The organism is Streptomyces sp. NPDC001393, from assembly GCF_053597455.1.
The window spans coordinates 1-19,775 of sequence record NZ_JBSFIH010000052.1 but is presented as its reverse complement, the minus strand read 5'-3'; the positions used below and the strand labels follow the sequence as shown (position 1 = coordinate 19,775).

At 72.5% G+C, this 19,775-nt stretch carries 15 protein-coding genes and 1 other RNA gene; 4 read left to right on the top strand and 12 right to left on the bottom strand.

The window, feature by feature from the left end; translation table 11 throughout:
• The first annotated feature begins 147 nt into the window (after positions 1-147).
• A complete protein-coding gene (locus ACWC2T_RS36410) occupies positions 148-645 on the top strand; it encodes a YbaK/EbsC family protein (protein ID WP_450674620.1) in 498 nt (165 codons plus the stop codon).
• 138 nt (positions 646-783) lie between these two features.
• On the opposite strand, the gene ACWC2T_RS36405 is transcribed toward ACWC2T_RS36410, so the two are convergent.
• From ACWC2T_RS36405 to ACWC2T_RS36395, 3 genes are all read right to left on the bottom strand, one after another.
• Complete coding sequence (locus ACWC2T_RS36405; protein ID WP_450674619.1) at positions 784-1,944, bottom strand: uroporphyrinogen-III synthase; 1,161 nt, start codon at positions 1,942-1,944, stop codon at positions 784-786.
• 88 nt (positions 1,945-2,032) lie between these two features.
• Positions 2,033-3,412, bottom strand: a complete 1,380-nt coding sequence (locus tag ACWC2T_RS36400) for a nitrate/nitrite transporter (RefSeq protein WP_450674618.1) — start codon at positions 3,410-3,412, stop codon at positions 2,033-2,035.
• A 158-nt stretch (positions 3,413-3,570) separates the two neighbouring features.
• Entirely contained in the window at positions 3,571-4,542 is a 972-nt protein-coding gene (locus tag ACWC2T_RS36395; protein ID WP_450674617.1) for a LysR family transcriptional regulator, read from the bottom strand.
• Between the two features lie 84 nt (positions 4,543-4,626).
• On the opposite strand from ACWC2T_RS36395, the gene ACWC2T_RS36390 reads away from it, so the two are divergent.
• Entirely contained in the window at positions 4,627-5,853 is a 1,227-nt protein-coding gene (locus ACWC2T_RS36390) for an MFS transporter (protein ID WP_450674616.1), read from the top strand.
• A 47-nt stretch (positions 5,854-5,900) separates the two neighbouring features.
• Here ACWC2T_RS36390 and ssrA read toward each other — a convergent pair.
• From ssrA to ftsE, 5 genes are all read right to left on the bottom strand, one after another.
• Positions 5,901-6,269, bottom strand: a transfer-messenger RNA (tmRNA) gene (gene ssrA / locus ACWC2T_RS36385).
• Positions 6,270-6,361: 92 nt separating this feature from the next.
• Positions 6,362-6,922 carry an SsrA-binding protein SmpB gene (gene smpB / locus ACWC2T_RS36380; RefSeq protein ID WP_450674657.1) on the bottom strand — a complete coding sequence of 187 codons (561 nt, stop codon included), beginning with the start codon at positions 6,920-6,922 and terminating at the stop codon, positions 6,362-6,364.
• A 92-nt stretch (positions 6,923-7,014) separates the two neighbouring features.
• Positions 7,015-8,214: a S41 family peptidase gene (locus tag ACWC2T_RS36375; protein WP_450674615.1), complete on the bottom strand. Its 1,200-nt coding sequence runs from the start codon at positions 8,212-8,214 to the stop codon at positions 7,015-7,017.
• Between the two features lie 68 nt (positions 8,215-8,282).
• Positions 8,283-9,200 carry a permease-like cell division protein FtsX gene (ftsX, locus tag ACWC2T_RS36370; protein WP_450674614.1) on the bottom strand — a complete coding sequence of 306 codons (918 nt, stop codon included), beginning with the start codon at positions 9,198-9,200 and terminating at the stop codon, positions 8,283-8,285.
• A gap of 34 nt (positions 9,201-9,234) precedes the next feature.
• Positions 9,235-9,924, bottom strand: a complete 690-nt coding sequence (gene ftsE / locus ACWC2T_RS36365; RefSeq protein WP_055707746.1) for a cell division ATP-binding protein FtsE — start codon at positions 9,922-9,924, stop codon at positions 9,235-9,237.
• Between the two features lie 237 nt (positions 9,925-10,161).
• On the opposite strand from ftsE, the gene ACWC2T_RS36360 reads away from it, so the two are divergent.
• Positions 10,162-10,353 carry a hypothetical protein gene (locus tag ACWC2T_RS36360; protein WP_023550109.1) on the top strand — a complete coding sequence of 64 codons (192 nt, stop codon included), beginning with the start codon at positions 10,162-10,164 and terminating at the stop codon, positions 10,351-10,353.
• A gap of 93 nt (positions 10,354-10,446) precedes the next feature.
• Here ACWC2T_RS36360 and ACWC2T_RS36355 read toward each other — a convergent pair whose 3' ends face one another.
• The 4 genes from ACWC2T_RS36355 to ACWC2T_RS36340 form a co-directional block, all read right to left on the bottom strand.
• Entirely contained in the window at positions 10,447-11,385 is a 939-nt protein-coding gene (locus ACWC2T_RS36355) for a hypothetical protein (protein WP_450674613.1), read from the bottom strand.
• 310 nt (positions 11,386-11,695) lie between these two features.
• Positions 11,696-12,802, bottom strand: coding sequence for a peptide chain release factor 2 (gene prfB / locus ACWC2T_RS36350; protein ID WP_450674612.1), 1,107 nt, complete (start codon positions 12,800-12,802; stop codon positions 11,696-11,698).
• Between the two features lie 90 nt (positions 12,803-12,892).
• Positions 12,893-14,119 (bottom strand): serine/threonine-protein kinase, encoded by a 1,227-nt coding sequence (locus ACWC2T_RS36345; RefSeq protein WP_450674611.1) that lies wholly within the window; start codon positions 14,117-14,119, stop codon positions 12,893-12,895.
• 111 nt (positions 14,120-14,230) lie between these two features.
• Positions 14,231-15,901: a protein kinase domain-containing protein gene (locus ACWC2T_RS36340; RefSeq protein ID WP_450674610.1), complete on the bottom strand. Its 1,671-nt coding sequence runs from the start codon at positions 15,899-15,901 to the stop codon at positions 14,231-14,233.
• A 357-nt stretch (positions 15,902-16,258) separates the two neighbouring features.
• On the opposite strand from ACWC2T_RS36340, the gene ACWC2T_RS36335 reads away from it, so the two are divergent.
• The coding region (locus ACWC2T_RS36335) for an FHA domain-containing protein (protein WP_450674609.1) at positions 16,259-19,775 on the top strand (3,517 nt) is incomplete at its 3' end.

Sequence of the window (19,775 nt, the reverse complement as noted above, 5' to 3'; positions counted from 1 at the left end):
TGGGGCTCTCCTCTTCACAGTGCCCGCCCGGGGCCGCAGCCGGAACCCCTCGTACCAGCTGATCACCTCCCGGACCGGCGCCGCGCTGGGGATAAGGTCAACTCAGAAGATCAACAGCCCAGTTGAATACCGAACCGGGAGGATCCGATGGCTTCGGACGGCGCCGACGGCACCTACGGCAAGCTGCTCGCCCTGCTCGATGAGCACCAGGCGACGTATCGGGTGATCGAGCACGCCCCGGAGGGCGGTACCGAGGCGGTCAGCCGGCTCCGCGGCCACGCGCTCGACCAGGCCGCCAAGTGCATCATCGTCATGGTGAAGATCGGGAAGAAGGAGAAGCGCCACGTGCTGGTGGTCGTGCCGGGGGACAAGCGGATCGACCTGGGGGCGGTGAAGGCGCTCTACGGCGGCACCTACGCCTCCTTCGCCTCCCCCGACATCGCCGAGGAACTGGCGGGTTCCCCCAGCGGCACCATCCTTCCCCTGTCCTTCGACGAACGGCTGGAGCTGATCGTCGACCCCGGGCTGCTGGTGCACCCGGAGTTCTACTTCAACGCCGCCCGGCTCGACCGGTCGCTCGCGCTGTCGACGGCCGACTACCTCTCCATCGCCGAGCCCCGCGTGGAGCCGGTGTCACTGGACTGACGGGGTGAGCGCCAAGGCCATGCCGAGGCCGACGAGTACCGTCGGTCGCGGCCGGCGCGAACCAGACCAGATGGGCGAAGCGCATGAACAGGCCGTAACCGATCTGCTGGACGACCGTGAGCTGACGTCGGAGCCCGGCTACGCGTCCGCGTACTTCGCGTCCGTCGCCGGGTCCAGGGCCAGGCGGTAGCCGCGTTTGACCACCGTCTGGATCAGTTTGGGGGCGCCGAGGGCCGTGCGGAGGCGGGCCATCGCCGTCTCCACCGCGTGTTCGTCGCGGCCGGCGCCGGGCAGGGCGCGCAGGAGGTCCGCCCGGGGGACCACCCAGCCGGGGCGGCGGGACAGGGCCCGGAGCAGGGACATTCCCGCCGGGGGGACCGGTCTCAGGGCGCCGTCGACCAGGACCGCGTGGCCCCGGATCTCCACCCGGTGACCGGCGATCGGCAACGCCCTTGACCTGCCCGGCAGTTCCTGGCACAGGAGCTGGACCAGGGGGCCCAGGCGGAAGCGTTCCGGCTGGATCGTGTCCACGCCCTGGGACTGGAGGGGAATCGCCGTGACCGGGCCCACACAGGCCGGGAGGACGTCGTGGGCGAGGGCCGACAGCAGCTCCTGCAACAGGCCTCGGCTTTCCGCGCGGGAGAGGAGGGAGGCCGCCGCCGGGGCGCTCGTGAAGGTCAGCGCGTCCAGGGAGCGGGAGACCGTCGCGTCCAGGAGGCGGTCCAGCGGGGTGATGTCCTCCGGGGGCATCCAGCGGTACACCGGGACCGGGACCACCTCCGCTCCCCCGGCCCGCAGGGACTCGACGAAGCCTGGGAGCGGCTCGCCGTGCAGCTGGACGGCGATACGGCGGCCGTCCACGCCCTGCTCCAGCAGGTGGTCCAGGACCTCCGCCAGGGACTCCGAGGAAGGGGACCACGCCTCCGTCAGGCCCGCCGCGCGGATCGATCCCTTGACCTTCGGGCCCCGGGCGAGGAGGTCCACCCCCCTCAACCGGCCGAGCAGCTGCTCGCCGAGGCCCCAGCCGTCGGCGGCCTCTATCCAGCCCCGGAAGCCGATCGCCGTGGTGGCCACGGCCACATCGGGCGCCTGGTCGATGATCTCCTTCGTCGCGGCGAGGAGTTCGCCGTCGTCGGCCAGCGGCACGATGCGCAGGGCCGGTGCGTGCAGGACGGCGGCACCGCGCCGCTGCAGCAGGGCGCCCAGCTCGTCGGCCCGGCGCGCGGCGGTGACACCCACGGTGAATCCCGCGAGCGGACCGTGCTCAGGGGCTCCGGGGCGCTGCTCTTCGTCGTACATGGGGCATCTCCTAGCTGACCGGCGCGCGAATCGAGCCTGTCAACGGCGCGTGACAGGCTCGGTTCGGCTTCATTGCACCGGTGTTACGTCACACTTCCGCGTAGCTGAGCTGGGCCTTTGTCTCCGAAGCCGCCAGCGGCACGGCCTCTCGCGCCGGGCGGCGAAGGTATACGGCCCAGGTCACCGCGAAGCAGACGGCGTAGAAGGCGAGGAAGGCGACGAACGCTCCGGTGCCGGTGCCGTAGGACAGGAAGGACTGGCGGAAGGCCAGGTTGATGCCGACCCCGCCGAGCGCGCCGACCGCGCCGATCAGGCCCATGGAGGCGCCGGACAGCCGGCGGCCGTAGAGCACCGCGGCCTCCCCCTCCAGGCCCTTGGCCAGGGCCTTGTTCTGGAAGATGCCGGGGATCATCTTGTACGTCGAGCCGTTGCCGAGCCCGCTGAGCACGAACAGGACGACGAAGACGGACACGAACAGCGGCAGCGACTTCTGCCGGCTCGCGGCGATCAGCACGCCGGTGGCGGCGGCCATGGCGACGTAGTTCCACAGGGTGATGCGGGCACCGCCGAAACGGTCCGCGAGCCGGCCGCCGAGGGGGCGGATCAGGGAGCCGAGCAGCGGGCCGATGAAGGTGAGGTACGCCGCCTGGAGCGGGGTGCGGCCGAACTGGATCGTCAGGACCTGGCCGAAGGCGAAGCTGTAGCCGATGAAGGAGCCGAAGGTGCCGACGTAGAGGAACGACATGATCCAGGTGTGGGCGTCCTTGGCGGCGTCCTTGGCCGCGCCGGTGTCGTTCTTCACCGTCGCCAGATTGTCCATGAAGCACGCGGCGAGGATCGCGGCCACGACGATCAGCGGGATGTAGATGCCCAGCAGGACCCGCGGGCCGCCGCTCGCGCCGATGACCGCGAGGGCGACGAGCTGGATGACGGGTACGCCGATGTTGCCGCCGCCCGCGTTCAGGCCGAGCGCCCAGCCCTTCTTCTTCAGCGGGAAGAAGGCGTTGATGTTGGTCATGGAGGAGGCGAAGTTGCCGCCGCCGATGCCGGCCAGGAGGCCCACCACGAGGAACGTGCTGAAGGACGTGCCCGGCTTCATCACCGCGAAGGCCGCGATCGTCGGGATCAGCAGCAGACTCGCCGAGATGATCGTCCAGTTGCGCCCGCCGAAGACGGCCACGGCGAAGGTGTAGGGGACGCGTACGACCGCGCCCACGAGAGTGACCATCGAGGTCAGCAGGAACTTGTCGGCGGGCGTGAGGCCGTACTTCGGGCCCATGAACAGAACGAGGACGGACCACAGGGTCCAGATCGAGAAGCCGATGTGCTCCGAGAGGACGGAGAACCAGAGGTTCCGGTTGGCGATCCGTTCCCCGGTCGCCTTCCAGAATCCCTCGTCCTCCGGGTCCCAGCGCTCGATCCAGCGGCCGCTGCGACGGGTTGGGGCTGTTGGGGCTGGGGCTGTCATCACGCCTCCACGGGGGCTACGGCTGCTCGGTCTGCCGTCGACCTGCCATCGACTGACTCAGCCCGAAGGTAGGGAGGGCGCGTTTCCTGCCTGTGGCTGTGGGTGACCGGAAGGGAACGTTGCTCTCACTCGGCCGGCAACCGGTCGGTGAGGCCCGCTCACGGGCGCATGACACCGGCGTCGACGGCGGGAATCCATGCCCCGGCGGGCCGCCGCAGCCACCCCTGCTCCCCCGCGAGTTCGGCCGCCGCCCGGCGCAGCGCGTCCAGACCGGGATGGACCAGCCCCTTCCGCCACACCAGGGAGACCGGCGACAGCGGGACGGGATCGACGAGCGGGCGGCGGACCGTGCGGGGCATGGCCGGAAAGTCGACCACGGCCAGCACCGGATGCCGGTTCCTGGCCATGATCCGCTCGAACTCCTCTTCCCCGACGGCCGGCGGCAGGGGCGCGGCGAGGTGGATGCCCCGCCCCTCGAAGAGCCGGCTCGCCAGGTCGGTCCACTCCAGGGTGCGCGGGTTCCCGGCACCGGCGTACACGGTCTCGCCGGCCAGCGCGGCCACCGGCACCTCGGCGCGGGCGGCCAGCGGATGGTCCTGGGGCAGAACGACGGCCATCGGCTCGCAGCGCACCGGCTGCTGCTCCAGAGCGGACCGCAGCGCCGGGTCCAGGCCGGCGAAACGGCCGAAGGAGGCGTCCAGCCGGCCGGCCAGCAGTTCGGCGGCGGCCCCGGTCAGGCCGCTCTCGTAGCGGACCATCAGCTCGCGGTCCGGGGCGAGTTCACGGGCCCGGTGCAGCACGCGCCGGCCGGTGCCCAGGCCCGGGGAGTTGAGGTCCACCAGCAGCGGGCGGGACCGGCCGGGGGCGAAGGCGGCGAGCAGGTCGTCCTGGGCGGCGAGGAGGCGCCGGGCGAGCGGCAGCAGCCGTTCACCGTCCGCGGTCAGGGTCACCTGCCGGGTCGTCCGCACGAACAGTTCGGCGCCCAACTCCCGCTCCAGCCGCCGTACATCCCGGCTGAGCGCCTGCTGGGCGACGTACAGGCGGGCCGCGGCCCGGGTGAAGTGCAGTTCCTCGGCCACGGCGACGAAGGCGCGCAGAAGACGGGGATCCAGGTCGGTGCGGGCGGGCATGCCCGTGAACTTACAACGCAGATGCGTGAATCGGCACCGAGAAGGTGTTGGCCCCCGTGATCCACAAGGGGCGAGGGTGAACCCATGCCCTCCGTCATATCCAGAACCACCGGCAACTACCGCCGCTTGTTCTCGCTCCCCGGCGCCCGTGCCTTCACCACCGGCAACCTCCTCGCCCGGCTGCCCATGGGCATGTTCAGCGTGAGCGCCGTCGTGATGATCGCCGGCTCGCGGGGCTCGTACGCCCTGGCCGGCGCCGTCACCGCGACCGGTCTCGCGGCGACCGCGCTGGCCGGACCCTGGATCGCCCGGCTCGTCGACCGGCACGGGCAGGCCCGCGTCGCCGTACCGGCCACGCTCACCTCGGTGCTCGGCAGCCTCGCGCTGCTGCTGTGCGTGCGCTACGGCGCCCCCGACTGGACCCTGTTCGCCGCGTACGCCGGCACCGCGGCCACCCCGAACATCGGCGGCCTGTCCCGCGCCCGCTGGGCCCATCTGCTGCGCGACGAGCCGGGCGCGCTGCACACCGCGAACTCCTTCGAACAGGCCGCCGACGAGCTGTGCTTCATGCTCGGCCCGGTGCTGGCCGCCTTCCTCACCGGCACGTTCTTCCCGGAGGCGGGCACGCTCACGGGCGCGGTGCTGCTGCTCGCCGGCATGCTGCTGTTCACCGCCCAGCGGGCCACCGAGCCGCCGCCGCGGGCCCGTTCCCAGGCGCCCTCGCCGCTGCGCAGCCCGGGCATCCGGCCGCTGCTGGCCTGTTTCACCGCGACCGGAGCGGTGTTCGGCTCGATGGAGGTCGTCACGATCGCGTACGCCGACGCGCAGGGTCACCGTACGGCGGCCGGCGCAGTCCTCGCCCTCCAGGCGGCGGGCTCCTGCGCGGCGGGCCTGGCGTACGGCGCGCTGAGACCGGCCGGGGTGCGGCTGGGCCACTGCCTGGCGGGGATGGCCGCGCTGATGACGCTGCCGTGGGCCGCCGCGGGGATCGCCGGTTCGCTGTGGGCGCTCGCGGGTGCGCTGCTGGTGGCGGGCATGGCGACGGCGCCGACCATGGTCACGGCGATGACGCTGGTCCAGCAGCGCACGCCGGCCGACCGGCTGAACGAGGGCATGAGCCTGATGGTGACGGGGCTGCTGACGGGGATCGCGTGCGGTTCGGCGGTGGGCGGCTGGGCGGCGGAGCACCTCTCGCCGACCTCCGCGTACGCCGTACCAGCGGCCGGCGCCGCCCTGGCCCTCGGGTGGGCGTCGCTCACCGGCGCCGACAGGGTGCCGCCGCAGTCCCCACGACAACGGCCCCGCCGCTGAAAAGCGACGGGGCCGTTGCCCACATGGGGTGAACCCCCGGAGGGGCCTGGTGGAGATGGCGGGAATCGAACCCGCGTCCAACGGTGCAGAATCAGGGCTTCTCCGTGTGCAGTCCGCTTCGCTTTTCTCGGCCCCGGCGATCACGCGAACAAGTCGCCGACGGGCTCAGTCACTGTTTGGTTTCCCTCTTCACCCCGTGACCGGGATCAAGGTTTAGTTCCCTAGCTGATGCCAGGATCCGGGTCGGGAACAGCCCCGGGCTGACACTTCGCAAGTCGCTACTTAGGCAGCGAGGGCGAAGGAATCGCGCTTGGTGTTGGCGATTATTTTTTGCGACATATGGTTTACGAGATCATTGCCGCTTCCTCGACACGCTTCCCCTGCTTCGACAGCCGCTGTCGAAACCGATCATCCCCATGTTGATTTTTCAATCCCCTCCAAGGAGGGTTCGCGCACCCTCTGTGGAGTGCACTGCCATCGTACGTGACCAACGCACGCCGATGCCAGCCTATTCCCCGGCGGCCGGCTGGACGCCGCGCTGCCTGCGCCTCGCCGCCGCGATCGCCCGGTCCGACTCCCGCCGGTCCTGCTTCTCCCGCAGCGTCTGCCGCTTGTCGTACTCCTTCTTGCCTCGCGCGAGGGCGATCTCGGCCTTCGCCCGGCCGTCCTTGAAGTAGATGGCGAGGGGCACGATCGTGTGACCCGTCTCCTGGGACTTCGACTCCAACTTGTCGATCTCCTCGCGGTGCAGGAGCAGCTTGCGCTTGCGGCGCGCGGAGTGGTTGGTCCAGCTGCCCTGGTGGTACTCGGGGATGTGGGCGTTGTGCAGCCACGCCTCACCGCGGTCGATCTGGACGAAACCGTCGGTCAGCGAGGTCCGCCCCTCGCGCAGCGACTTGACCTCGGTGCCCATGAGCACGAGCCCGGCCTCGTAGGTGTCGATGATCGCGTAGTCGTGCCGGGCCTTCTTGTTCTGGGCGACGATCTTGCGCTTGCCGCCCTTCTCGCCGTCCCTGGCCTTGGCGGCCCCGCCGCCCTGCTTGGGCTGGGACTCCTTCGGTACGTACATTCCCTTGCTCATAGTGCCGACCATTTTCGCACCACACAGGGGGTGTGAGTACAGCCGATTACGAGGGGCCATCAGGGGGCCACCAGGCATGGCTACGACGGGTCGCCCAGGCCGGTGAGGACCGTCTCGGCCCGGGTCAGGGCCTCCGGGCCCGCGTCCAGGTCGGGGGTGATGCCCCGGCCGTCGACCGCGTGGCCGGAGGGGGTGCGGTAGTGGCCGACGGTCAGCTCGGCCACCGCGCCGTCGGGCAGCTCGGTCGGCATCTGGATCGAGCCCTTGCCGAAGGTGCGCGAGCCGATCACCACCGCGCGGCCCCGGTCCTGCAGGGCCCCGGTGAGCATCTCGGCCGCGCTCATCGTGCCGCCGTCGACCAGGGTGACCAGGGGCCGGGTGGTGTCGCCGCCGGGGTCGGCGTGCAGGGAGCGCTGGGCGCCGTCGACGTCGTAGGTGGCGACCAGGCCGCCGTCGAGGAAGGCGGAGGCGGTGTCCACCGCCTCGGTGACCAGGCCCCCGGAGTTGCCGCGCAGGTCGAGGATGACGCCGGCGTCGGCCGGGGCCTGCCGGAGGGCGGCCCGCACGGCGTCGCCGGAGCCCTTGGTGAACGCGGCGATCCTGATGACGGTGACCCCGCCGGGCAGCTTGCGCACGGTCACCGAGTCCGTCGACAGGCTGGCCCGGTGCAGGGCCTCGGTCCACGCGCGCGTGCCGCGCTGCAGGCCCAGCCTGACGGTCGTGCCGGCGGCCGCGTCGTCGGCGTCGCCGCGCAGTAAGGAGATCACCTCGGTGACCGGCAGCCCGTCGACCTTGCTGCCGTCCACGCTGCGCAGCCGGTCACCCGCGCGGATCCCGGCCGCGGCGGCCGGGGAGCCCGGCTGCACCCGGGTCACCTCGATCCTGCCGTCCCGCTCGCGCCGCGCCCACAGGCCGACGCCGGTGTAGCGGCCGTCGAGGGCCTCCTGGAACTCCTGGTACGCGCCCTCGCTGTACACCGCGCCCCAGCGGTCCCCGCTGCGGCTGACGGCCCGTTCGGCGGCCTCCATCGGGGACTTGCCGTCGGCCATCGCCTCGGCGGCGGCCCGCTGCACGTCCTCGTGCCCGGCTGCGGCCCTCTGGGGGTCCTCGTGCCCGGCGGTCGTAAGCGCCGGCCCGGCGGCGGTCCTGCGCGCGGTGGCGTCGGGCTCCTGGAAGGAGCCGGTGGCGGCGCCGGTGACCAGGACGCCGGCGAAGACCAATGTCAGGGCGGCCCCGCGGCGGGTGCGGCGGGGCGGACAGAACAGGTCTCGGCCTGACATGGCGGTGAGTCTAGGACAACGCGAAGGGCCGTACGGGCGGATGCCCCGTACGGCCCTCTTGGCATGCGTCACACCTTCAGGTACTTGCGCAGGGCGAAGAACGCCGCAAGTGACGGCATGAGGACGCTGGTTGCGAGGATCAGCGGCAGCTTGGTCAACACCGCGTCCCAGCCGACGAAGTTGATGAGCGTGAGGTGGTGGGCGAGGTCCATGCCGTGGTCGATGGTGAAGTACCGGCCGACCACCAGAGCCACGCAGGCGAGTCCGCCGCCGATGAGTCCGGCGACCGCGGCCTCGGCGATGAACGGCGCCTGGATGTAGAAGCCCGAGGCGCCGACCAGGCGCATGATCCCGGTCTCGCGCCGGCGGCTGAACGCCGAGACGCGCACGGTGTTGATGATCAGCAGCAACGCGACGATCAGCATCATCGCCATCACGCCGAGCGCGCCGCGGTTCATCAGGTTCAGCAGCGTGAAGAGGTTGTCCAGGATGCCCTTCTGGTCCTGCACGGACTGCACACCGGGGCGCCCGTTGAAGGCCGACGCGATCACCTGGTACTTCTGCGGGTCCTTCAGCTTGATCCGGTACGACTCCTGCATCTGGTCCGGCGTCAGCGAGCTGGCCAGCGGGGAGTTGCCGAACTGCTCCTTGTAGTGCTTGTAGGCCTCGTCCTGCGACTCGTACGACACCTTCTCGACGACCGGCATCTTCTTCAGGTCGGCGAGGATCTGGTTCTTCTGGTCCTCGGTGACCGCGCCCTTGGCGCAGTTGACGTCCGAGTCGGCGTCGTGCTTGTTGCACAGGAAGATCGAGACGTTGACCTTGTCGTACCAGTAGCCCTTCATGGTGCTCACCTGGTCGCTCATCAGCAGCGAGCCGCCGAAGAGCGCCAGGGACAGGGCGACGGAGACGATGACGGCGAAGGTCATCGTCAGATTGCGGCGGAGACCGACACCGATCTCCGACAGGACGAACTGGGCGCGCATGGCGTCTGGTCGAGCCTTTCCGTCGTGAACTTGCTTAGTGCTGGTAGCCGTAGACGCCGCGGGCCTGGTCGCGGACGAGGCGGCCCTTCTCCAGCTCGATGACGCGCTTGCGCATCTGGTCCACGATGTTCTGATCGTGTGTCGCCATGATGACCGTGGTGCCCGTCCGGTTGATCCGGTCGAGCAGCTTCATGATGCCGACGGAGGTCTGCGGGTCGAGGTTGCCGGTGGGCTCGTCGGCGATCAGCAGCTTGGGCCGGTTGACGAAGGCCCGCGCGATGGCCACGCGCTGCTGCTCACCACCGGAGAGCTCGCCGGGCATCCGGTCCTCCTTGCCGCCGAGCCCGACGAGATCGAGCACCTGCGGCACGGACTTGCGGATCTCGCCGCGGGACTTGCCGATGACCTCCTGGGCGAAGGCCACGTTCTCCGCGACGGTCTTGTTCGGCAGGAGCCGGAAGTCCTGGAACACCGTCCCCAGCTGGCGGCGCATCTGCGGCACCTTCCAGTTGGAGAGGCGCGCGAGGTCCTTGCCCAGCACGTGCACCTGGCCGTGGCTGCACCGCTCCTCGCGGAGGATCAGCCGCAGGAAGGTGGACTTTCCGGAGCCGGAGGACCCCACGAGGAACACGAACTCGCCCTTCTCCACCTCCAGGGAGACATCCCTGAGTGCGGGGCGGGTCTGCTTGGGGTAGACCTTGGAGACGTTGTCGAATCGGATCACGGATGCACCACGGGTCGCCGGGGGTAGATGAGCGTGACCATACGCGAACCGGGTGTGCAAGTGCAGTCGCAGGTCGAGGTTGGGTAAGGCTTGTACGTTTTTGTACCCGCCTGGGTTCTCTCCCCGCTCTCCAAGGCCCCGCGCAAGCTCCGTGGGAACCTGGCACAGTGGAGGGGGAACGTTCTCGTTCCCGCAAGCGTTGAGACATGTGACGGCCGGTGCAAGGAGGGCGAGCGCATGACGTACGACCGGTTGGTGTGCGCGAACTGCGCGGCGCCCGTGAGCGAGGGCCGGTGCCCGGTGTGCCGCGCCAACCGCGAGCGACTGCAGCAAGAGGGCTTTCTGGGCGGGGTGAACCCGATGGCGCTGATCGCCCTGCTGGCGGTGCTGATCGCCGCGGTGGCGCTGCTGGCGCACCAGACCGCGTGAGAAAAGACTGAGAAAAGCGTCAGGGCCCGGAGCGTCAGGCTCCGGGCCCTTCGGCATGCCACGTGCGTGCGTAGGGTGACCGCGGGGTTACCCTCAGGCCGCAGCGGCGCCGCGGCCGTTCACCAGGCGCGGCAGAAAGCGGAAGCCGATGCCGCCGGCGATCATCGTCGCGGCGCCGATCAGCAGGAACGCGGTCTGGCCGGCACCGGTCTCGGCGAGCTGCTTGCCGCCGCCCTTGGCCTGGGTGTCGGAGCCGGTGTCGGTGAGCTGCGAGGAGCCCTGCTCCTGCGAGGCGTTGTTGTTGCCGCCGCCCTGCGGGGTGTCGTTGTTGCCGCCGGTGCTGGAACCACCGGTGCTGCTGCCGCCACCGGTGCTGCTGCCGCCGGTGGTGGAGCCGCCCGAGGTGCTGGAGCCGCCGGAGTTACCGCCGCCGGTGGTGCTGCCGCCGCCGGTGGTGGAGCCACCCGTGGTGGAAGTACCGCCGGTGGTGGAAGTACCGCCGGTGGTGGAAGTACCGCCGGTGGTGGAGGTGCCGCCGGTGGTAGAGCCGCCGCCGGTGGTGGAGGTGCCGCCGGTGGTGGAGGTGCCGCCGGTGGTGGAGGTGCCGCCGGTGCCGTTGCCGCCGCCGGTCGTGGTGTCGCCGCCGCCGATGACACCGCCGATGGTGACGTCGCCGCCCGTCGTGTTGTCACCGCCGGTCGTCGTGTCGCCACCGGTCGTGGTGCCGCCGGTGGTGGTGTCACCGCCGGTCGTCGTGTCACCACCGGTGGTGCTGCTGCCGCCGGTCGTGGTGCCGCCGGTCGTGGTGTCCCCGCCGGTGGTGGTGCAGATGCCGAGGTTGCAGCCGCCGTCACCGCCGTCGGTGCCGCCGTTGTCGCCCTCGCCGTTCACGTGCGCGCCCAGGCTGATCGGGCCCGCCTGGACATCGATGCCCGCGGCGGAGGCCGCGCCGGCCGCGGTCAGTGACGCACCGGCCGCGATCACGGCGCCGGCGGCTATCCGCGCGACCCGGATCCGCGTCTTCTTCGTCATATGGTTGCTACCCCCAGTAGCTGTTCGTCAATGAGGCGGCGCATGGGGCGTTGCCGTGATCGACGGGAGGCAGCCGGTGACGAAGTCCGCGTCAACTCATTCCCCCGGTTCACATGCGCCCCTGAAGTACGCATGCCGCGCTTAACCCTTCCGATTTTTCAAAGCAACGTCAAGGCCGTTGCGGGCGCGATGTCCCTTCGGAGGGCGTTTGGGGGGAGTTGAAGCCTGTGAGTGTGATGTAAAACCCAGACAAAAGACAACTGCCGCCTCTCGGGCGGCAGTTGTCCAATGGGCTGTCATGTCGACAAAGTTACTTCTCCTGCTGCTTGCGCCAGCGAATACCGGCCTCCAGGAACCCGTCGATCTCACCGTTGAAGACGGCCTCGGGGTTGCCGACCTCGTACTCGGTGCGCAGGTCCTTGACCATCTGGTACGGGTGCAGCACGTAGGAACGCATCTGGTTGCCCCAGGAGTTGCCGCCGTCGCCCTTGAGGGCGTCCATCTTGGCCTGCTCCTCCTGCCGGCGCCGCTCCAGCAGCTTGGCCTGGAGGACGTTCATGGCGGTGGCCTTGTTCTGGATCTGCGACCGCTCGTTCTGGCAGGAGACGACGATGCCGGTGGGGAGGTGGGTGATGCGGACCGCGGAGTCGGTCGTGTTGACGCCCTGGCCACCGGGCCCGGAGGACCGGTAGACGTCGATCCGCAGGTCGCTCTCGTCGATCTCGACGTGGTCGGACTGCTCGACGACGGGCAGCACTTCCACACCCGCGAAAGAGGTCTGGCGGCGGCCCTGGTTGTCGAAGGGCGAGATGCGCACGAGGCGGTGCGTGCCCTGCTCGACGGAGAGGGTGCCGTAGGCGTACGGCGCCTGGACCGAGAAGGTCGTCGACTTGATGCCGGCCTCTTCGGCGTACGACGTCTCGATCAGCTCGGTCTTGTAGCCGCGCTGCTCGGCCCAGCGCAGGTACATGCGCTGGAGCTTCTCGGCGAAGTCGGCGGCGTCGACGCCACCGGCCTCGGCGCGGATGTTGACGAGCGCCTCACGGGCGTCGTACTCGCCGGACAGGAGGGTGCGGACCTCCATCTCGTCCAGCGCCTTCCGCACGGCCGTCAGCTCGGACTCGGCCTCGGCACGGGTGTCCGGGTCGTCCTCCTCCTCGGCCATCTCGAAGAGGACGGCGAGATCGTCGATCCGGCCGCGCAGCGCCTCCGCCTTCCTGACCTCGGCCTGGAGGTGGGAGAGCTTGCTGGTGATCTTCTGCGCCTCGTCCGGGTTGTCCCAGAGGGACGGCGCGGCCGCCTGCTCCTCGAGCACGGCGATGTCTGCCCTCAGCCTGTCGAGGTCCAGGACGGCCTCGATCGACTCCATGGTCGAGGAGAGGGACTTCAGCTCTTCGGATACATCGACGACTGCCACGCATCCAGCGTAACGGCTGTGGCAAGCGACCTCGGCCGACCGGTGCCGGTGCTGCGACGGGGGTCCAGGGGGCGGAGCCCCCTGGGTGGGTCACGGGGCCGACGTGCTGTGGGTGCCGGACGGTGCGCCGGAGCCCCCGTCGGCGGACGCCCACCACGCACCGACGCCCACGACAGCGGCCACGACCACCCCGGCCACGCCCAGGGTCACCCTCCGCCGCCGTACCGCCGCGCGATGGCGGGCCGAGCCGGGCCGGGGCGCACCCGTGGCCCGGGGAACGCGAGCGGTCCCGTGCGCGCCGCCCGCCAGCTCGTCCGGCGCCGGCACCCTCATCGACGTGTGCGTGTCCCGGTTGGAGTCCGGCCGGGCTCCGGGGACGAGCGACACCGCGCCCCGCCGCCGTACCGGCTCCTCCCCCGGCGCGGCCGACGGCACCGGCTCGTCGGCGGCCTCCTCGGAGAGCTCCGGCTCGTCCACGTCCAGCGGCGGCATCCCGGCCAGCGTCGGCAGCTGCTCCCGCAGCCGCGCCGCCAGCTCGGAGGCGCGCAGCCGGGACGCGGGGGCCTTGGCGAGGCACTGCACGAGCAGCTGCCACAGCTCCTCGGGGATGCCGGGCAGGGGTACGACCGTCTCGGTGACGTGCCGTCGCAGGACCGCTCCCGGATGGCCCCCGCCGAAGGGGGTGAAGCCCGCCAGCAGCTCGTACAGGACCGTCGCCAGCGCGTAGATGTCCACGGACGCCCGCGGCGGCAGGCCCTCGACGATCTCCGGGGCGAGATAGTCCGGCGTGCCGATGATCTTCGTGGCCCGGGTGCGCTTCGGCGAGTCGATCAGCTTGGCGACACCGAAGTCAGTGAGGAGGGCGGGGTGGGCTCCGCCGGGCCCGAGCGGGCCCTGCATGTCGAGGAGCACGTTCTCCGGCTTGACGTCCCGGTGGACCACCCCGGCCGCGTGGGCCGCCGCCAGCGCGTCGGCGACGTCGGCCACGATCGCCACGGCCGCCTCGGGCGCGAGCCGCCGCTCACGCTCCAGCCGGGTGCGCAGGTCGGTGCCGCGCACCAGGTCCATGACCAGGGCCAGGTCGTTGCCGTCGACCACCAGGTCGCGCACAGTGACGATGTTCGGGTGCTCCAGGCCGAGCAGCGCGGTGCGCTCCTGGACGAAGCGTCCGACGAGCTCCTGGTCGGAGGCGAGGTCCTCACGCAGCAGCTTGACGGCGACGGGACCCTCCGGCCCCTCGCCCAGCCACACCGTGCCGGCGCTGCCCCGCCCCAGGATCTGGTTCGCGGTGTACCGGCTGCCGATCTTCCGTGCCAAGACTGCTCCTACAGACGCGTGTTGTCGCTAAAACTACGCGTCCGAGGAGCCAACCTTCACCGCGGAGACGGAAATCACCCGTCAGATGTCGACAAATCCACAAGATCGCGGTCAGTTGCCGCTGCCGGACGAACCGCCCAGGTCCTTGACCCACTTGCTCACCTGACCGACCCAGTGGCTCACCTCGTGCCAGTAGCTGCGCCCCTGGCCGATCCAGGTGTGCAGCGGGGTCAGCTCGTAGATCAGCCAGCTCGCCACGACCAGGATGACGATCGTGAACAGGCAGCCCTTCAGGCAGCCGAGGCCCGGGATCTTCATCGGGTTGGCGCTGCGCTGCCGGGGCGCCCGGGGCTCACGGGCGGGCCGCTGCGGCTCCGGCGCGTACCGCTGCGGCTGCTGCGGCGGGGCGTACTGCTGGGGCGCTTGCGGCGCATGGCCGTACCCCTGCTGGTAGCCCTGCTGCCGGCCGCGCGGCTGTGGCTGCTGCGGGCGGCCCTGCGGGGCCTGCCGCGGCTGCTGCTGGGGGCGGGCCACCTGCCGCTGCGGCCGGTGGCGCAGCGGGTCGTCCTCCGGGGACAGGTACTGGACCTGCGTCTGCTCGTTGCGGTCGCGGGCCGCGCGCAGCTGGGTCTGCCAGGGGTGCGGCTGCTCGGGCTGCTGCCCCTGCGGGCCGGTGTTCGGCAGCACCGCGGTCGGGTCGGCCGCGCCCGTGTGCGGCAGGACGGCGGTGGGGTCGGCGGCGCCGGCGGGGCCGCCGGTGTGCGGCAGCACGCTGGTCGCGGCGTTCGGGTCGTACGCGCCCTGGGGACCGGTGTTCGGCAGCACCTGGGTGGGGTCGGCGGCGCCGGGCACGCCCGGTACGGCCGTCGGGGCCGGGTCGGGGGCCAGCAGCGCGCCCACGCCCTCGGCAGCGGCGATCTGCGCGGCGTTCGCGTGCACCCCGACGCCCTCGGCGACGACCCGGAGGCCGCGCGCCAGGTTCTCCGCGCTGGGCCGGTGGTCGGGGTTCTTGCGCAGACAGCGCTCTATGACCGTCCACAGCGGGTCCGGGACGGTGGAGGGGCGGCGCGGCTCGGCGCTCAGGTGCTGGTGCAGGACCTCGAGCGCGGTGCTGCCGGAGAACGGCGGGTGGCCGGTGACCAGCTCGTACAGCAGGATGCCGGCGCCGTAGATGTCGACCGCGGAGGTCTGCGGGCGGCCCTCGGCGGACTCCGGTGCCACGTACGCGGGCGTGCCGACGAACTCCTGGGTGCGGGTCAGGCCCGGGGAGTCCGCGAGGCGGGCGATGCCGAAGTCGGTCAGCATCGGGTGCATCCGGCCGTCGAGCTGCTGGAGCAGCACGTTGGCGGGCTTCAGGTCGCGGTGGACGACGCCGTCGGCGTGGCTCGCGGCGAGCGCGTCGGCGATCTGCGCGGTCATCAGCGCGGCGGCGACCGGCGTGAAGGGGCCGTTCTCGCGCAGGTACCGGTGCAGGTCGGGGCCGTCGACGAGGTCCATGACCAGCGCCAGCAGATCGCCCTCGACGACCAGGTCGCGGACCCGGACGATGTTCGGGTGGGTGAGGCGGAGCAGCACGGACCGCTCGCGCAGGAAGCGCATCACGATGTCCGGGTCGCTCGCCAGCTCCTCCTTGAGGACCTTGATCGCGACCGTCTCGCCGGGCTGCCCGGGTACGGCCGCCTCGGCGCCCGCGGTCTCGCGCTGGCGGGCACGCCAGACGGTGCCTGTGGCGCCGCGTCCGAGCGGCTCCTCAAGCAGGTACTTGCTGCCGACTGGCCGCACGTCACGCGCTCCCTGTTGCTTGCTGAAGCTTGCTTGCCTGCATTCCGGTTGTCGTTCCGGTTGTTCCGACCCACTGTAGTGCCGCCCCTGTGGGCGCCACGTGTCGACGGGAAGACGCGCGTCCCGGTCTCCTGGTTGCCGGAGCCGGACGTGACCGATCTCAAGTGATCGCGGGTGTGCCACTGGTCAGGCACTTTTGGGGGCAGAGCCGACCAATCAAGATCACTTGTCACCGGGTCCCGGGCGCGTTGTCGGTGGCAGGTGCGAGGATGCCTTCCAGTACTGGCCGACGTGCTCGTGTGGGGTGGGGGGAAGTCCGTCCCGCGCAGACCCGCGCAGAAGGGACCGCTGACGCCGATGCAGATCCGGCTGACCGTCGTAGACCCGCTGGGCCCTGCCCCGCAGCGGGGCCGCGCCGCGAGCCGCGACGTGCTGGTCACGGCGCCCACGGGCACGGACCTGGCCGCGGTCGCGTCGGCGCTGGCCGGGGCGGTCACCGGGGAGGGCCGTGACGCCGCGGGCTCCTCCGTCGTGCTCTACGCCGGCACCGACCGGCTGGATCCGCGCCGCTGCACCCTGGGCGAGCCCCCGCTGGTCGACGGCGCCGTGCTGTCCCTGGGCGCCCCGGCGGCCCCCGAGCCGCATCCCGAGCTCGACGACGCGCCGACCCAGCTGCACGTGGTCGCGGGCCCGGACGCGGGCGGGGTCCATCTGCTGCACGGCGGCCGGATCACCGTGGGCCGCTCGGCCGACGCGGACGTGCCGCTGGACGACCCCGACGTCTCCCGACTGCACTGCGCGGTCACGGTCGGGGCGGACGGGCGGATCTCCGTCACCGACCTCGGCTCCACGAACGGTACGGCGCTGGACGGGGTGCGGGTGGACGAGCGCCCGGTGCGGGTCCCTGCCGGGGGCTTGGTGCGGATCGGGGAGTCGGCGCTTCGGGTTGCTCCGTCCGGGGGGCCGGCCGCGCGGGTGCGGACCGTCTCCGACGGGGAGGGGTGCGTTCGGGTTGTTCCGGGCGCGGATGCGTCTGCGGGTGCGAGTGCATGTGCGGGTGCGTCGGGGGGCACCCGGCCTCCGGCCGGGTCCGGGTTCCCACCCGCACCACCCGTGCGGCTTTCCTCGCCGGGTGCGGGTGGCCCAGGTGGGGGTGAAGCGCCACCGGCGGGTGCCGGTGGGGCTGGCGCGGGGCCCGTGGGGGCGCAGCACGGCTATGGCTCTGCCGGGTGGGGGACCTCCGGCAGCGGGGGCCAGGAGCACCGGCGCGGGGAGCCTGCCGTGGTGCCGGGGCAGGGCGGGGCGCCCCGGATCGAGAACGCACCCGGTGCCGCTTCCGGTGGGGACACCCACGCGGGTCGCCTCGGCGTCGGCGGGACCGGCGCGGAGCCCCTGGACAGCGGCCGCAAGGGCACTCCCGTCCGAGGCATCGACGCCCCGCAGGGCGTACGGCGGCGCGGGCTCGGCGCCTGGGCGCGCCGGCTGGCCGGTGGACGTGGCGAGGAGTCCACGGCTCCCGAGCCGTACGACGGCACCGACACCCGAGTCGGCACGGTCCCGGCGCTTCCCGCCCCGCAGCAGCCCGAGACCTGGCCGGATCCCGCCGCACTGCTGCTGACGGCGCTCGGTCCGGGGCCCCGGCTGTGGGAGCGCGGCCCCAGCCACCCGGAGACGCTGACCGTGCGGCTCGGCACGGCGGACCGGAGCGCGCCGGACGGCACCGGCATGGTGCCCGCGGTGCCCGTGACGGCGGCACTGCGCGAGGCGGGCGCGCTGGGCCTGGCCGGTCCGCGTCCCCGGCTGTCCGGGCTGACCCGCTCGGTGCTGGCCCAGCTGGCCGCGCTGCACTCGCCCGACCTGCTGGAGATCGTGCTGATCAGCGCCGACCGCTCCCGCCCCGTGGAGGAGCGCACGGCCGAGTGGTCCTGGCTCGGCTGGCTCCCTCATGTCCGGCCGGGCCACGGCCAGGACTGCCGGCTGCTGCTGGCCTACGACCGCGAGCAGGCGGCAGCCCGCACGGAGGAACTCCTGCGCCGACTCGACGACCACGCGGCGACCGGCAGAACCGCGGCCCACCCCGCCCGGGTCCCGGCACCCGGTACCGCACCGGGCGCCCCGGCACACACCGAGCCGACCGACACAGCCACACCCGGCTCCGCCGCAGAGGCGGTGCCGGGCCGGCCGGAGACCGACCCTTCGGCCCGGGTGCCCTGTGCGGGGGTGCCCCAGCACCCGGCGACCGGCGAGTGGCACACCGCCGTCACCCCGGGCACTTCCGCCCAGGGAGGCTTCTCCGGCCCCCAGGCCCCCGGCTCCGGCACCTCCGTACCCAGCCAGGCCGACCAGGCCACCGCCGCCCCCGGCGCACCGGCCCACGGCCTCACCCCCAGCCACCCCGGCGCCCCTCACGGCCAGGCCACCGACCCCTACGGCACCACTCCCGCTCACAGCCGGACCACCGGCCCTCACCGCCCCACCGCCACCCCCGGCGCATCGGCCCACAGCCCCCTCCCCGGCCACCACGGCCCCGCCGCCGCACCTGGCGCACCCGCCGCACCCGGCCAAGCGTCTGCTTTCAGCCACCCCGCCACTCCCAGCGCTCCCGCCCCCCGGGCCCAGAGCGGCGCCCACCCCTCGGCCGACCTCTCGACGCACGCCTCGACGCCCGCCCGTCGCCCCTCCTGGGCCAAGGAGGACACCGAGGTCGGCGGGGGCGGCGGTTTCCCGGGGCCCTACACCGTCGTCGTCGTGGACGGAGACCCCGGGGGCAGCGCGCTGCGGGACGCGCTCGCGCGGCTGGCCGTGGCCGGGCCGCGGGCCGGGATCCATGTGGTCTCTCTCGCCGAGACCGAGCCCGCCTCGCCCGCCTCCCCCGTGGAGCGGACGTACGAGGACGCGTGCGCGGTGACGCCCACGTTCCGGCACTGCGGTGCCGTGGCGCTGCTCAGCGGGGATGTCGCCACGGCGCTGCGGCTGCTGCGGGTGGCGCCGGGCGGACCCGTCGGACCGGGAACGCTCGCCGCCGTGGACGCCGTGTCCGCCGCCTGGGCGGAGCGGTTCGCCCGGGCGCTGGCGCCGCTGCGGCCGGACGGCCCGGTCGGCGAGCGGGACACGCGCCTGGCGGCGCCGTTGCCGCAGTCGGCGCGGCTGCTGGACGAGCTGGGGCTGGCCCGGGCCACCCCGGCCTCGCTGATGGCCCGCTGGGCGGACGCGGCCGACGACACCCAGGCGCTGGGCGGGCGGGCGCGGGCCATACTCGGTGCCGGGCCGCGCGGGCCGCTCACCGCCGACCTGGTGGCCGACGGACCCCATCTGCTCATCGAGGGGCCGGCCGGCAGCGGTCGTACGGAGTTGCTGCGGGCCGTGGTGGCCTCGCTGGCCGCCGCCGAGCGGCCGGACCGGCTGGGTGTCGTCCTGATCGACGGGCGGGACGGCGTCGGGGCGGGCGCGGCGGGCGGCGAGGCGCTGCGGGTGTGCACCGACATACCCCATGTCACCACGCACCTGATCGCCAACGACCCCGTGCGCATGCGGGAGTTCGCCCAGTCGCTGGCCGCCGAGCTGAAGCGGCGGGCGGAACTGCTGGGCCGGACGGACTTCGCTGAGTGGCATGCGGGGCGGGAGGTGTCCGGGCGGATCGTCGCCCAGCGCTCGCCCGGAACCGGTGACATAGAGGTGCCGCCCAGCTCCACCCTGCGGCTGCGGCCGGGGGCGGCGGCGCGGCCTCGGGCCGAGGCCGCGCCCCCCCCGCCCCCGCGCGGGGGCGGAGTGGCCGGGGCGCCCCCCCCCCGCCCCCCCCCGCGCCCCCCCCCCCCGCCCCGCGTCCGCGTGGATGCCCAGCGCCGGGTGGTTGGACTCCAGCTTGCCGAGGTCG

Coding starts and splice junctions, on each gene's coding strand:
- ACWC2T_RS36410 (WP_450674620.1), top strand. CDS start 148: ATGGCTTCGGACGGCGCCGACGGCACCTACGGCAAGCTGCTCGCCCTG.
- ACWC2T_RS36390 (WP_450674616.1), top strand. CDS start 4,627: ATGCCCTCCGTCATATCCAGAACCACCGGCAACTACCGCCGCTTGTTC.
- smpB (WP_450674657.1), bottom strand. CDS start 6,922: ATGTACGTACCGAAGGAGTCCCAGCCCAAGCAGGGCGGCGGGGCCGCC.
- ACWC2T_RS36405 (WP_450674619.1), bottom strand. CDS start 1,944: ATGTACGACGAAGAGCAGCGCCCCGGAGCCCCTGAGCACGGTCCGCTC.
- ftsX (WP_450674614.1), bottom strand. CDS start 9,200: ATGCGCGCCCAGTTCGTCCTGTCGGAGATCGGTGTCGGTCTCCGCCGC.
- ACWC2T_RS36400 (WP_450674618.1), bottom strand. CDS start 3,412: ATGACAGCCCCAGCCCCAACAGCCCCAACCCGTCGCAGCGGCCGCTGG.
- ACWC2T_RS36355 (WP_450674613.1), bottom strand. CDS start 11,385: ATGACGAAGAAGACGCGGATCCGGGTCGCGCGGATAGCCGCCGGCGCC.
- ACWC2T_RS36375 (WP_450674615.1), bottom strand. CDS start 8,214: ATGTCAGGCCGAGACCTGTTCTGTCCGCCCCGCCGCACCCGCCGCGGG.
- ACWC2T_RS36360 (WP_023550109.1), top strand. CDS start 10,162: ATGACGTACGACCGGTTGGTGTGCGCGAACTGCGCGGCGCCCGTGAGC.
- ACWC2T_RS36395 (WP_450674617.1), bottom strand. CDS start 4,542: ATGCCCGCCCGCACCGACCTGGATCCCCGTCTTCTGCGCGCCTTCGTC.